This is a genomic window from Mycolicibacterium llatzerense (assembly GCF_025331195.1).
GTDB classification, from domain to species: domain Bacteria; phylum Actinomycetota; class Actinomycetes; order Mycobacteriales; family Mycobacteriaceae; genus Mycobacterium; species Mycobacterium llatzerense.
On the sequence record NZ_LXOV01000014.1, the window covers coordinates 108,876 to 122,223 of the forward strand.

Consider the following 13,348-nt stretch of genomic DNA (forward strand, 5'->3'; position numbering starts at 1 on the left):
GGGACACGAAATCAGCCACGCACTACCCGCACGCTCGAAGCGTCAACCCGCAGAAACCGGCTCACTACCCGCAATCGTGCGCGTCCGCTTGTACATCCACGTCAGCACCGCCGCAAAGGCCACGACGCCAATGACTTCAGCAATAGACCCGCTGAAACCAGAGAACAGCGCAAACGGCTCGTCGGAACCAGTCCCGGCGACGAAGCCCGCGAACACCACCCCGTACAGGCTCTCGCCGACGATCATGCCCGTCGCCAGCAGCACGCCAATCCGCTTCTTGCGCTCGATATCTCCGCCTGTCCGGTCAGCCCAGCGGTTGTAGAAGTACCCGAGGACGGCGCCCAAAGGAATGATCAGCGTCAGGCTCATCGGCAGGTACATGCCCATCCCGACAGCCAGCGGTGGCAGCGCGAATCGTGATGTCCGCGAGAGGGTCTCGTCGACCAGAATCGCGACAACCCCGATTACCGCGCCCAACCCAATGAGTCCCCAGTTCAAAGAGCCGCCGAAAACACCCTTGGCCAGTGAAGAAATCAGCGCTGCCTGGGGAGCCGCCAGCGCATGGTCACCGGCACCGGGCGCGCCGAGGAATCCGAACGCACGCTGCATCAGATTGAGCACCGGCGGAATGATCGCCGACCCGAACACCACGCCAATCACCAACGCCACCTGCTGTTTCCACGGTGTGGCGCCGACCAGCTGGCCGGTCTTGAGGTCCTGCAGGTTGTCGTTGGAAATGGTCGCAACGCCGAACGTAATGGCCGCCGCGAACAACGTGTAGGCCACCAGCGCCAGAGACTGGCCATCGTCGGCATGCCCGAACACCACCTTGATCAGCACCGCGGCGATGAGCACCGTCAGGATGCCGACGCCGGAGATCGGGCTGTTCGACGAGCCGATGAGCCCGGCCATGTACCCACACACCGACGCGATGACCATGCCGATGACGAAGATGAACACCAGGCTTGCCACGATGATCCCGGCCGAATGCCCTTGCAGCGCAGTGCCGCGACCGAAATCCCACAGCAGCACGGCGATCGGTAGCAGGAGCAGCACGACGGTGCCGATGACGATGGGGAACGGGATGTCGCGCTCGGTGAGGTCGACCAGCTGGCCCTGGCGCCGGTTGCGCGCCGACGTCAAGGCGTCGGTGATGCCCTTGATGATGGGGCGCAAGATCTTCAGCAGAGTCCAGATGGCGGCGACGGCGATCGCGCCGGCGCCGACGAACCGCACCTCGTGCACGAAGATGCCGTCGATGATGTCGCCGATCGGCTCGCCCGTCCCGAACGCCCCGATCGTGCGGATCGGCAGCAGCACCCCGAAGGAGATGACCAGCCCGACGAGCATCGCGATACCGACCGTCATCCCGATCAGGTGCCCCACGCCGATCATCGCCATCGACAGACCGGCGCTGAACATCGTCCCGCCGGCACCGATACGGGCATACGCCGTAACGGAATTCGCGAGCAGCTTCATGTTGGCGAGCAACCCGAAGGCCGCCGAGACCAGGGAACCGAAGACGATCACCCGCAGCCCGGTGCGGTTGGCCTCCGCGCCGCCGGTGCTGTCGCCGACCTTGAGCACCTCGGCGGCGGCGACTCCTTCGGGATACGGCAGGTCCGAGCCGGTGACGAGGGCGCGCCGCAGCGGAATGGAGTACATGACGCCGAGGGTGCCGCCGACCGCGCACACGGCGAGGGTGATCCAGTAGGGGAATCCGGTCCACCAGCCGATCATGATGAGGCCCGGCAGCACGAAGATGATTGCCGAGAGCGTGCCCGCCGCCGAGGCGATGGTCTGCACGATGTTGTTCTCGACCACCGAGTGATTGGCGAAGCTACGCAGCACCGCCATCGAGATCACCGCGGCCGGGATGGACGTGGCGAACGTCAGACCGACCTTCAGTCCGAGGTAGACGTTGGCGGCGGTGAACACCAGCGTGATGACACCGCCGAGCAGGATCCCGCGGACGGTCAGTTCACGCAGGGTCGGGGTGGCGGGGGTCGCGACGGCCAACTCGTCGTCCTCTCTCTTACGGGTGCTCTACACCGTAAGGGCTGAGGACCGACGTGCGCCCGCTATCAGGGCGTGCCGCTAGCTCTCGGCCGCGGCCACCAGAGAGCGCAGCTTCACCGAAGGGTTGTCCCGCTGGAATCCTTCGAGGCGCCACGGCGTCGAGAACAGCACCAGCAGCACGCCGTCGGAGCGCGTCAGCACCTCGCAGGACACCTGCTTGTTCATGAACTCGGCGTCCTCGGGGTCGACGACCCGCGCCACCTGGTACGGCAGCGATTCCATCGTGATGGCCGCGCCGATCTCGGTCGCCATCCGGTGCGCCGCCACCTCGAACTGCATGGGGCCGACGGCCGCGAACACCGGCGCCTGCTCACCGCGCTTGTCCGAGCGCAGCACCTGTACGACGCCCTCTTGGTCGAGCTGCTCGATGCCCTTACGGAACTGCTTGTGCTTGCTCGGGTCCTTGCCGCGGACCACCGAGAAGTACTCGGGGGAGAAGCTCGGGATCGGCGGAAACTCCACGGGCGCATCGCGATACAGCGTGTCGCCGGGGCGCAGCGCTACCGCGTTGGCCAGGCCGATCACGTCACCGGGCCACGCGTCGTCCAGCGTCGAACGCTCCCGGCCGAACACCGACTGCGCGTACTTGGTCACGAAGGGCTTGCCGGTCCCGGCGTGGGTCAGCACATCACCGCGCTCGAACGTGCCCGAGCACACCCGCGCATAGGCGATGCGGTCGCGGTGCGAGCTGTCCATGCCGGCCTGCACCTTGAACACGAACGCGCTGAACGGCGAATCCACCGGACGCGGCTCTTTCGCGACGTCGATGATCGCGCCGGGCGAGGGTGCCAGGTCGACCAGCACGTCGAGCAGCTGGTTGACGCCGAAGTTCAGCGCCGCCGAGGTGAACAGCACCGGCGAGGACTCGCCGGACAGGAAGGTCTCGCGGTCGTAGTCCGAGCCGTCCATCGACAGCAGTTCGGACTCCTCGACGGCGGTGTCCCAGTCACCCTCAGCGGCGTCGTGCGCCTTGTCCGCGGGAATGTGCTCTTCCGGCGCGGCGGTGGCGCCACCTGCGGTGCGGGTGAAGCGGATGTAGTGCCCCTTGCGGCGGTCCATCACGCCCTTGAAATCTCCGGCGATGCCCACGGGCCAGGTCAGTGGCGTCGTCCGCAGCCCGATGCGCTCGTGGATCTCGTCCATCAATTCCAGCGCGTGCCGGCCCGGGCGGTCCCACTTGTTGATCACCGTGATGATCGGGATGCCGCGGTGCTTACACACCTGGAACAGCTTCAGGGTCTGCGGCTCAAGGCCTTTCGCGGCGTCGATGAGCATCACCGCGCAGTCGACGGCCGTCAGCACCCGGTAAGTGTCTTCGGAAAAGTCGGCGTGGCCGGGGGTGTCCAGCAGGTTGATGACGCAGTCGCGGTACGGGAACTGCAGCGCCGTCGAGGTGATCGAGATGCCGCGGGCCTTCTCCATCTCCATCCAGTCCGACACCGTGGACTTGCGGCCCGCCTTGCCGTGGATCGCGCCCGCCTCGGTGATCACCCGGGCATGCAGGGCCAGCGCCTCGGTCAGCGTCGATTTACCGGCGTCAGGGTGACTGATGACGGCGAAGGTACGGCGACGGGCGGCTTCGGTCGCGACCCGGCCGGTGGCGCGGGTATCGCTGGCGGGGGCGGTGTCGGTCATAGCACCAGACATGCTATTGGCCGACCAGGCAAAACCTGTAATCGCGACGGCGTGACCTGCGGGTTTGCCTACGGGCGGAACCGGCACAGCAGGCGGCGGACAGCGCTGCCCGGCTCCGGTGGCCGCCGGCTCACATACGGCCACGGATCGTTGCGCTCCGGTACCGACGCCGTCCGGACCAGCTTGAGCTGGGTCCGCAGATGCTGGCGCAGCTCGTGCAGGCTGGGATCGGCCCAGCGGTTGGAGGCCTCGATAGGGTCGGCGGTCAGGTCGTAGAGCTCCCACTGATCGTCGAGCGGGTCGGTGCGGTAGGTGTCGCCGCCCCGGCTGTTCGCCGCCAGATGCCGCACGCCCGGTTCGGTCCAGGTCGCCGGATCGTCGAACGTGCGCACGAGTTTCCACAAGTGCCCGGAACCACCGGACGCCTCGGCGTTGGTGACGCGCGAGACCAGCCCTTCGAAGTTGGCCGCGACGTTCGCGGGCACCTTGATGCGCAGCAGCGCAGGCGGATTGGTGTTGGCGCCGATGGCCTGCGCCGCGCCCGACGCCCCGGTGTCGCCCTCGAGGATGTTGTCGCGGGTCATGATGTAGATCGGCCGATCCTGTTCGGCCACAGCACCATTCACCACCGGCATGAGGTCGCGGCCCGGCAGGGGATGCACCTCGCTGAACGTGGCGGCCAGGGTTTCGGCGGTCGCGGTGACGTCGACCCCGGCGGCCCCGAGCAGTGTCGGCACCAGGTCGACGTGTGACGTCGGCGCCTCGACTTCGCGGGCCGCGGTCGCGTCCGCGCCGATCCGGGCGATGACGAACGGGACGCGCGTCGCTTCGTCGTACAGGTTGAACCACTTCTGGTGCAGCCCGCCGTGCGCGCCGAGCAGGTCGCCGTGATCGGAAGTCCGTACCAGCACGGCGTTTTCGGACCCACCGTCGGTGACGGCCCGGCGCACCCGGTCCAGCGGGCCGTCGACCTCGGCGTGCAGCCGGTAGTAGAGGTCGCGGTACTGCTGGGCGTTACGGCGGTAGGTCCGTTCGATCACCGCCGCCGGGCCGTAGCCGGAGTAGTAGGCCTCGCGGAACGCGGCCTGCGCGGCCGGCTTGTCGCTCAGGTCTTCGGTGGCCGTCGGCGCCGCGGGCACGTGCGGCGGTTCGAGGACGGGGTAGTCGAGCAGCGGGCTGCGGCGCACCCAGCCCGGAAACAGCACGATGTCATGGGGATTGACGAAGCTGGCCACCAACAGGAACGGCCGGAGCGCATCCGCGTCGCCGGCACGCCGCCGCGCGTATCGGTCCTCGAGCCAGGAGACGACCCGATCGGCGACCAACGGGTCCCGCCGAAAACCGCTGTTGGACATGGCCGCTCCGTGCGGCTCCGGTCCGACCCAGCCGGAGAAGCCGTACGGTCCCAGCGGATCGGCATCGAGGTAGGCCTGCACGGCCACGGGGTCGACGACACCGTCGGCGTCGTTGGTTGCCAGCGGCTTGCCGGTCTTGGGGTCCTCGAGGTCGGCGTGCGAGATGTGCCACTTGCCGTCGTAGTGCGTGTCGTAGCCCGCGGCGCGCAGCCAGTTGCCCAGCGTCGGCACCTCGCCGCGGCGCAGCCACCGCAGCCGCGAGTCGTCGTACCGCTTGCCGAGGCCGTCGGTCTGCGTGACGCCGTGCAGGTCGGGGTACTGGCCCGTGAACAGGGTCGGCCGGCTGGGGGCACACGCCAGCGAGCCCGTGTAGTGCCGGGTGAAGCGCACACCGTTCTCGTCGAACCAGCGCCGGCCGGTGAGGGTGCGGTGGCGCCAGTCCATAACGTCGTCGGCCTCGTAGGGCGGGATCGCGCGCTCTTCGTCCGTCATGAGGATGACGATGTCGGGCCGCTGCGGCGTCATCTGGGTGCTCCCGTCGGAGGACTGGCCTATGTGGGCTACAGCGTCATCCAACACGAGCAGCGACCGCGACGGTGCAAATTGGCATGATCGACAAATAACGTTCTGTTAACTGGAGTCGACTCGTGCCCCAGGGGGCTGAGGCGCCCCAAATCAGTAGTGCCGCAACAGCGCCCGACCCGCCAGCTGTCAGTCGAATTGACCGGACAGAAACTCCGCGCGCGAGGCAGTGCGGGCCAGTTTTCCCGACGTTGTACGGGGGATGCGGCCGGCCGCCACCAGTCGCACCTCGGCGACGCGCACCTGGTGATGACGCGACACCGCGGCCCGCACCGCCTCGGCAACAGGCTCCAATTCGGCGCGGCCCGCACCCACCGCACGCTCGGCGACCACGACCAGTTGCTCGCCCGAATCACCAGGCACAGCAAAGGCTGTCACGTAGCCGGAGCGCACCGCCGACGAGGCGCGGCTGACCGTTGCCTCGATGTCCTGCGGGTAGTGGTTGCGCCCGTCGACGATCACGAGATCCTTGATCCGGCCGGTGACGAACAGCTCGTCGCCCACGTAAACGCCCAGATCGCCTGTGGCCAACCACAATGCGTTGTCCTCGGCGCCATCGGCGTGGCTGACGGTCTGGCGGGTCTGCAGCTTGTTGCCGAACACCCGCTCGGACTCGTCGGGCCGGCCGAAGTAGCCCCGGCCGATGTTGTTGCCGTGCAACCAGATTTCGCCGACCGTGCCGTCCGCGGCCTCGTCGCCGTCGGGGGTCACGATCGTCACCCACTGGTCGGGGATGGCCCGTCCGCACGACACGTGGGGGACCGCGCCGTCGGCATGCCGGCCCACCACGACGGCCCGGCCCGCGGCGAGTTCCTCGCGGTCCAGATATGTGGCGCACGGCTTTTCGTCGGCGCCGATGCTGGCCACCGAGAGCGTCGCTTCGGCCATGCCGTACGACGGCTTCACCACCGTCTCGGGCAGCCCGTACGGCTTGAAGGCTTCCATGAACTGCTCGATGGACGGCAGCGTCACGGGCTCGGACCCGTTGAGCAGCGTCACCACATTGCTGAGGTCGAGCGGCTCACCGGCCGGCGGCAGGCCCCGCTGCGCACACAACTCGAACGCGAAATTGGGTGCGGCGGCGAAAGTCCGGCCGTGGGCGGCCTCGTCGGCCAGCCGCCGGATCCAGCGGTAGGGCCGGCGGACGAACGCCATCGGGTCCATCAGGCTGATCTGCCCGCCGCACAGCGCGGGGAACATGATCATGATCAAGCCCATGTCGTGGTACAGCGGCAGCCAGCTCACGCTGCGGATGTCGGTGTCCAGGCCGCCGGCCAGGATCATCTGAATGACGTTGGTGCACACATTGCGATGCGTGATCTCCACGCCGGCGGGGGTGCGCGTCGAGCCCGACGTGTACTGCAGGTACGCGACGTCGTCGGTACCCGCTTCCGGGCTGACGTGCATGTCGGCCAGGGTGGCGGGAACGGCGTCGACGGCGATGACCCTCGGGCGTTCGGCGGCGGGCAGCGTCTTGATAAATGCGCGCACCGCTTCCGCGGCGGCGGTGGTGGTGAGCACCGCGGCGGGCTTGGCGTCGGACAGCACCGCGGCCAGTCGCTCGGTGTGGCCGGCGAGGGCCGGCGCGAACAACGGGACGGCGATGTTTCCAGCGTGGACGGCCGCGAAGAACGCCGTCACGTAGTCGACGCCCTGCGGCGCCAGGATCGCCACCCGGTCACGGGGCTTGGTCACCTGCTGCAGTCGGGCCGCGACCGCGTTGACCTGAGCCCAAAGGCCGTTCCAGCTGAGTTCGATGATCTCGCCGTCGGGGTTCTGCGCGTAATCGATGAACCGATACGACGGCTGATCACCCATCGCCGCGCGGTTGCGTTCCAAGAACGACGTCAGCGTGATGCCGTCAGGTATGACGATCTTGCCGTCCGGCTGAACGTATTGCTCCAGCGACTCAGCCGCCCCAATAATGCTGTGACTCAAGGCTTCCCGACCCATATGTCGACACTAGTAGCGAATCTAACTAACCGACGAGTCAGACAACGGTGAATGTCGCCACTGTGAACAACGCGATGTGACGCGGCCCACCGATGATTTGGCGTGGGACGCGGTCCCGCTGGTATCGGCTGCGAATTTATTCCCGGAGATATACCCCCCTCGGGTACTATGATTTGAGAAACCGATACCCGAACCGGAGGCCGACGTGACGCATCGCAGCACGCGGTTACGCGTCGTCGGCATGTTGGTCTTGATCGCGGGCATCATCGGCATGCATTCGCTGATCGTCACGCCCGGGCATGGTCCGTCGCATCATTCGCAGGTGGCTGTGCATCAGCACGCGAGTGCCCCGGCTGCGCAAACCTCCTTGTCGGATGCCTGCGACTGCAACGGACACAACGGCTTTCACGCCTGCGTCTTCGTCATGACCGAACTGCTGACCATCCTGGGTCTGGCTTTGCTGTACTGGCTCGGCGTCGCGCCTGCGCAGAATGTGCAGGCGCGGATTCGACAGGCGTTGCGGCGCAGGCAAAGAGCCCCGCCGTGGACGGTGCTCACCCTCGCGGAACTGTCGCTACTCCGAATCTGATGGGCCGCGCCCCGCGTCAACCCATCCAATTCTCAAGGAGTTCAACCATGTTCAAAATCGCATCAATCGCCACCGTTGCCGTAGCCGGAACCGCTGCTGCCATCGCACTCGCGGCGTGTAGCCCGCCCAGCGAGCACGCCTCGACCATGCCCGCGACCAGCTCGTCCATGCCGATGTCGGGCCACAACATGCCCGGGCATTCGATGCCGGGTATGTCGGGTACCAGCACTGCGCCGGCCGCCAACTTCAACGACGCCGACGTGATGTTCCTGCAGATGATGTACCCGCACCACGCGCAGGCCGTCGAGATGGCCAAGCTGGTCCCGACCCGCTCGCAGAACCAGCAGGTCAAGGATCTCGCCACGGCCATCGAGAACGCTCAGGCGCCCGAGATGCAGCAGATGACGACGTTGCTGGCCGGCTTCGGCAAGCCCGCGCCGTCGGCCACCATGAGCCACTCCATGCCGGGCCTCATGACCCCGCAGCAGATGACCGAGCTGACGGGCCTGTCCGGCGCGGCATTCGACAAGATGTGGCTGCAGATGATGGTCGAGCATCACCAGGGCGCCATCACCATGGCCAACGACGAGCTGAAGAACGGCACGAACCCGGACGCCAAGAAGATGGCCGAAGCGATCATCGCTGCACAGCAGGGCGAGATCACCACGATGAACGGCATGCTCGCCAAGATGTAGGAGTGCTGAGGGCTGGGGACGTCGGAGCCGATGACCCCAGCTCCGGTGTCTCTTGGCAACCTTCGTTGGGAAGCGTCAACTTTCCCTGACGCGTCAGGGAAAGTTGACGGCTCCAGATCGCATGTCTCACAAGGCAGGACGACACGCCCGACGACGACACGCCGGCGGCAGACGTCCTAGATCATGTCCTTCTCGGTCAGCCAGCGCATGACGGGCCAGCCGATGAACACCGGCAGCCAGCACGTCAGCACCCGGTAGAGCAGCACCGACGGCACCGCGACGGCTGCGGGCAGGCCGAACGCGGCCAGCCCACCGATCAATGCGGCCTCCACGGCGCCCACACCGCCGGGCGTCGGCGCCGCGGACGCGAGCGTCCCACCGATCATCGTCACGACGCACACCGTCACGAACGACGTCGACCCGCCGAAGGCCTCGACGCTCGCCCACAGGGCCAGCGCCGCACCCAGAGTCGTTGCGGCGCAACCCAATACGATCAGCCCGAGGCGCCGGGGTTGGCGGGCCAGATCCATCAGGTCGGCCCAGACCTCGGTCAGCCGCGGTCGCACCGCCGTGCCGAGCCAATGCCGGGCCCGCGGCACCAGCATGAACGTGCCGACCACGCCGAGCGCCGCACCGGCGAGCAGATAGAGCACCGTCGACGACGGGACGAAATGCGACAGGTCGGCCGACGCGCCCGCGGCCGCGCTGAAGAAGATCAGCAGCGCCACGTGGGTCAGCACCTGCACCGACTGCTGCAGCGCCACCGCCGCCGTCGCCCGCAGTGCGCCGAGCCCGGCCTTCGTCAGGAACCGCGTGCTCAACGCCAGGCCGCCGACGCCGGCGGGCGTCGTCGTCGCCGCAAAGGTGTTGGCCACCTGCATGATGGTCAGGTTCTTGAAGCTCACCGCCTCCGACGCGCTGGCCCACAACGCCGCCGCCGCTCCGACATACGTCAGCGCTGACACCGCCAGCCCGAGCAGCGCCCACCACCAGTTGGCGGACCGCAGCTCGGAGAAGAACGTCGGCACCGTGCTGATGAACGGGTAGGCAACGTAGACCAGGGCGATCATCAACACCAGCTGGATGACCTGATTGCGGGTGAAGCGGGTGATGGTTTCGGTCTGGATGCGGTCGGCGCCGGTCTGGTGCTTCACCTCGTCCCGCGCCGCGGTGATCACGGCGCGCGAATCGGGCAGCGACTCCCGTAACCGCAGCGGCATCGCCGACTTCGTCAACCGGCGCGAAGCGGTCAGCACGGTCTCCTCGCCGAACTGCTCGATGGCCGCCGCCACCGCCGGCTCGGCGCCGTACATGGCGGTCGTCGTCACCAGCAATTGCGCCATATCGGATTGCAGCTGCACATCCGAGGCTCCGTACTCGGCGTTGCCCAACCCGCCGAACACCACCGTGCGGTCGTCGACGGTGATCTCGGAGGCGCGTAGGTCGCCGTGCGAGATCTGGTGGTGGTGCAGCGCGTTGAGCGCCTGCCATACGTCGGCGACCGGCGTCTCGTTGGTCAGTGGCACGCCGCACGCCGGGGTGTGCGCGAACATCGTCCAGCCGCGGTCGAGCGCCGCGAGCGCCACGGTCCGGGTGTTCGCGAGCTCGAGGTCGCCGACCGCGATGGTCATGAGCGCGCGGTGCTCGACGGCGCGGCGCATCGAGGTCTGCAGGGGAGCGGTCTCGTCGTTGCGCAGCGTGATCTTGCGCCAAAGTTGGCTCATGGCGCCGCCCACGCGTTGGTTCGGTCCGTACAGCTCGACGACGGCGCGGGTGCCGTCGGCCGAATCGGCGCTGAGGACCAGCGGCCCGGTGCCGGCCGGCCGGATGACCGTCAGCGCCGACACCTCGAACTGGCGGCGGGCCAGGGCCTGCACCCCGCCGGCCAGTGGAACTTCCAGCGCCGGGGTGCCGCTGACCAGAACCACCAGCGCGCCGACGAACCACCCGACGGCCAGGCCGAGCAGCGATCGCGCCGGCACGATGGCGCTGACCACCAGGTGGATCGGCACGAACGCCAGCAGCAGCGTCCACCACCAGCGGCGCAGCCGGGCCGGCTGCCAGGGACCCGACACCGTCAGTACGGCGGCCAGCAGTGCGATCCAGCGCGGGTCGTCGAGGAACTGGGAGAAGACGGTGTTGAGGCGGTCGGAGAGGTCGAAGTGCCAGTTCGGCGCGGCGATGCCGTTGGAGTTGATGGACAGCGACAGCACCGCGATCAGCCCGGCGGCGGCATACGGACCCAGCAGCTTCCACTGCTTCGTCACCAGCAGGCTGAGCAGGATGACGAACGGCAGCGCCAGGATCGCGATGGCATAGGCGATGTAGACCAGGTTCGACTGCGTCGGCGTGAGGACCCCGACGATGCGCGACACCGACCGTTCCAACCGGACCCAGTCGTTGCGGGTGATCAGCGAGCTGGTGACGACGGTGACGAGGAAGGCCGACGCCGCCACCAATCGCAGGATGTCGTTGGTCCTGCGGGTGATCGGTTGCAGCAGGCTGCCCGAGACCGCGACCTCGCGTCCGTCAACCCGCATCAGCCCAGAATCCCAAGTACCGGGCCAGTTGGTGAAATTGGCACGCCGTTATCCGGCCAGCGCGGCACGGAGAAAGTCCCCGCTGACGGCCACCGCGGGCGCCGACGAATCTCCGCCGACCACCAGCGTCGCGAATGCGAGGTCCCCATCGATCCCCGCGAACCAGCCGTGCGAGTGGGTGTTGTCGCCGAATTCGGCGGTCCCGGTCTTGCCGCCCAGCCCGTCGATGTCCTTGAGCGCGGTCGCGGTGCCCTCGGTGACGGTCAGCCGCATCATGGCGCGCAGGGCGTCGGCGGTCGGCTTGTCGACCGGCGCCGACGGAGTGCTGGCCGTGGTCTGCTCGCCGGGCAGCAGCGTGGGCGTGATGGTCGAGCCGTGCGCCAGGCTGGCCTCAGCGACCGCCAACCCGAACGGGCTGACGGTGACGGTGCCCTGGCCGATGCCGTTCTCGACGCGCTGGGCGGGCGTGTCGGCATTGGGCACCTTGCCGGTCACCGTCGTGATGCCGGGGACGACGAAGTCGACGCCGATACCGAGGGTCTTGGCGGTGTTGGGCAGCGCGTCGGCGGGCAGTTTGTCGGCGAGCGCGCCCATGGTGGTGTTGCACGAGTGCGCGAAGGCCTGCGCCAGCGGGACGGTGCCGAGGTCGAACTTGTCCTCGTTGGGGATGGTCCGGTTCTCGATGGTCACGGTGCCCGGGCAGGGCTCGGGGGTGTCGGCGGTCGCGAGCCCTTTCTCGAGGGCGGCCGCGGTGGTGACGGTCTTGAACGTCGACCCCGGCGGGTACAGGCCGGTGAAGGCGATGGGCCCCTGCGCGTTGGCGGCGTCGTTCTGGGCCGCGGCGAGGATCGCGCCGGTGCTGGGTGCGATGGCGACGAGGACTGTCGGGCGGGGATCGATGGTCACCGCATGCTGTGCGAGGAGCTGCAGGCGCGGGTCCAGGGTGGTGCGGACGGGTTTGGTGTCGGCGGGGCCGTTGTTCGCGAGTTCGTCGGTGGGCTGGCCCTGATCGTCGACCAGGTCGACCGACCAGCCGGCGGTCGCGTCGATGGTCTTCTGCCAGACCTCGGGCAGTCCGCTGATGGCGGGCGAGTGCAGGTTCGGGTCGGCGGTCAGCAGCGCGCCCTGCTTGGTGACGGTGACGCCGGGGATCTGGGTGAGCTCGTCGGCGACCTGGGCGAGGTCGGCCTCGCGGAGCTTGATTACGGTGACGCGGTCGTCCTGATTCCCGTTGAACTCGCCTGCGATCGACTCGGCGGTGATGGTGCCGTCGAACCGGGCAACCACCGGAGCCAGTGCCGCGGCGGAGTCGCGGTGGTCGCGGCTGAGGGTGATGACGCCGACGGTCTGCCAGTTGAGCAGCGGTTGGCCGTTGCGGTCGACGACGGGCGTCAGCAGCGCTTTGTCTTCGCTGAACTGGAATGTGCCGCCCTGCCGGAGTTTGGCGTGCAAAAGTGCGGGGGCCCAGCGGATTTTCCAGTCCTCGCCGACCTTCGTGGCGATTGCCGTTGTGTCGTAACGGAATTCGCGGCCCGGTCCGAAGGACCAGGTGTAGGCGAGCTTGGCGGTCGACTTGTTGTCGCCCTCGCCGGCAGTGGCCTTGACGTCGAGCGTGGCGTTTTTGCCCATGCCATCGAACATCGACTTGATGGCGGGTTCGGATGCGGCGGCGTCGGTGGTGTCCTTGGCCGCGGCGCTGGAGTCCTTGCGGTGCAACGCATCAGCAAACGCGTTGAAGGCGTCCTCGGGCTCGGGGCTGTCGAACATCGAGCATCCGGTGGTGCCGAGGAGCAGCGTGCAGGTCAGTAGCAGCGCAATACGTTTCGTCATGACCCTTCGAGCCAACCATGAGTGGCTATGAATTCGGGATTTGAAACGCTGGCGCGGGGCAGTATCGCGTAGTGTCCGGGACGGCGGTTA

The 13,348-nt window shown here is 67.7% G+C and carries 8 protein-coding genes; 2 read left to right on the forward strand and 6 right to left on the reverse strand.

Going from position 1 to position 13,348, the window contains the following annotated elements; genetic code table 11:
- Window positions 1-42 precede the first annotated feature (42 nt).
- The 4 genes from A7G45_RS21635 to A7G45_RS21650 all read right to left on the reverse strand — a co-directional run bounded on the left by A7G45_RS21635 (window position 43) and on the right by A7G45_RS21650 (window position 7,604).
- Window positions 43-2,019: an OPT family oligopeptide transporter gene (locus A7G45_RS21635; RefSeq protein WP_260940213.1), complete on the reverse strand. Its 1,977-nt coding sequence runs from the start codon at window positions 2,017-2,019 to the stop codon at window positions 43-45.
- 78 nt (window positions 2,020-2,097) lie between these two features.
- The gene (locus A7G45_RS21640) at window positions 2,098-3,714 is read right to left on the reverse strand and encodes a peptide chain release factor 3 (protein ID WP_260940214.1); all 1,617 of its coding nucleotides are present in this window, start codon (window positions 3,712-3,714) and stop codon (window positions 2,098-2,100) included.
- Between the two features lie 68 nt (window positions 3,715-3,782).
- A complete protein-coding gene (locus tag A7G45_RS21645; RefSeq protein WP_260940215.1) occupies window positions 3,783-5,594 on the reverse strand; it encodes a sulfatase-like hydrolase/transferase in 1,812 nt (603 codons plus the stop codon).
- Window positions 5,595-5,780: 186 nt separating this feature from the next.
- Window positions 5,781-7,604, reverse strand: a complete 1,824-nt coding sequence (locus A7G45_RS21650; RefSeq protein ID WP_260940217.1) for a fatty acyl-AMP ligase — start codon at window positions 7,602-7,604, stop codon at window positions 5,781-5,783.
- 205 nt (window positions 7,605-7,809) lie between these two features.
- Here A7G45_RS21650 and A7G45_RS21655 point away from each other — a divergent pair, with 205 nt between their 5' ends.
- Both A7G45_RS21655 and A7G45_RS21660 read left to right on the forward strand, forming a co-directional pair.
- Window positions 7,810-8,193 carry a DUF6153 family protein gene (locus tag A7G45_RS21655; protein ID WP_260940218.1) on the forward strand — a complete coding sequence of 128 codons (384 nt, stop codon included), beginning with the start codon at window positions 7,810-7,812 and terminating at the stop codon, window positions 8,191-8,193.
- A 47-nt stretch (window positions 8,194-8,240) separates the two neighbouring features.
- Entirely contained in the window at window positions 8,241-8,888 is a 648-nt protein-coding gene (locus tag A7G45_RS21660; protein WP_260940219.1) for a DUF305 domain-containing protein, read from the forward strand.
- Window positions 8,889-9,064: 176 nt separating this feature from the next.
- On the opposite strand, the gene A7G45_RS21665 is transcribed toward A7G45_RS21660, so the two are convergent.
- Both A7G45_RS21665 and A7G45_RS21670 read right to left on the reverse strand, forming a co-directional pair.
- Window positions 9,065-11,428, reverse strand: coding sequence for a lysylphosphatidylglycerol synthase transmembrane domain-containing protein (locus A7G45_RS21665; RefSeq protein WP_260940220.1), 2,364 nt, complete (start codon window positions 11,426-11,428; stop codon window positions 9,065-9,067).
- Between the two features lie 48 nt (window positions 11,429-11,476).
- Window positions 11,477-13,258, reverse strand: coding sequence for a penicillin-binding transpeptidase domain-containing protein (locus A7G45_RS21670; protein WP_260940221.1), 1,782 nt, complete (start codon window positions 13,256-13,258; stop codon window positions 11,477-11,479).
- Window positions 13,259-13,348 lie beyond the last annotated feature (90 nt).

Coding starts and splice junctions, on each gene's coding strand:
- A7G45_RS21665 (WP_260940220.1), bottom strand. CDS start 11,428: ATGCGGGTTGACGGACGCGAGGTCGCGGTCTCGGGCAGCCTGCTGCAA.
- A7G45_RS21645 (WP_260940215.1), bottom strand. CDS start 5,594: ATGACGCCGCAGCGGCCCGACATCGTCATCCTCATGACGGACGAAGAG.
- A7G45_RS21650 (WP_260940217.1), bottom strand. CDS start 7,604: ATGGGTCGGGAAGCCTTGAGTCACAGCATTATTGGGGCGGCTGAGTCG.
- A7G45_RS21670 (WP_260940221.1), bottom strand. CDS start 13,258: ATGACGAAACGTATTGCGCTGCTACTGACCTGCACGCTGCTCCTCGGC.
- A7G45_RS21640 (WP_260940214.1), bottom strand. CDS start 3,714: ATGACCGACACCGCCCCCGCCAGCGATACCCGCGCCACCGGCCGGGTC.
- A7G45_RS21660 (WP_260940219.1), top strand. CDS start 8,241: ATGTTCAAAATCGCATCAATCGCCACCGTTGCCGTAGCCGGAACCGCT.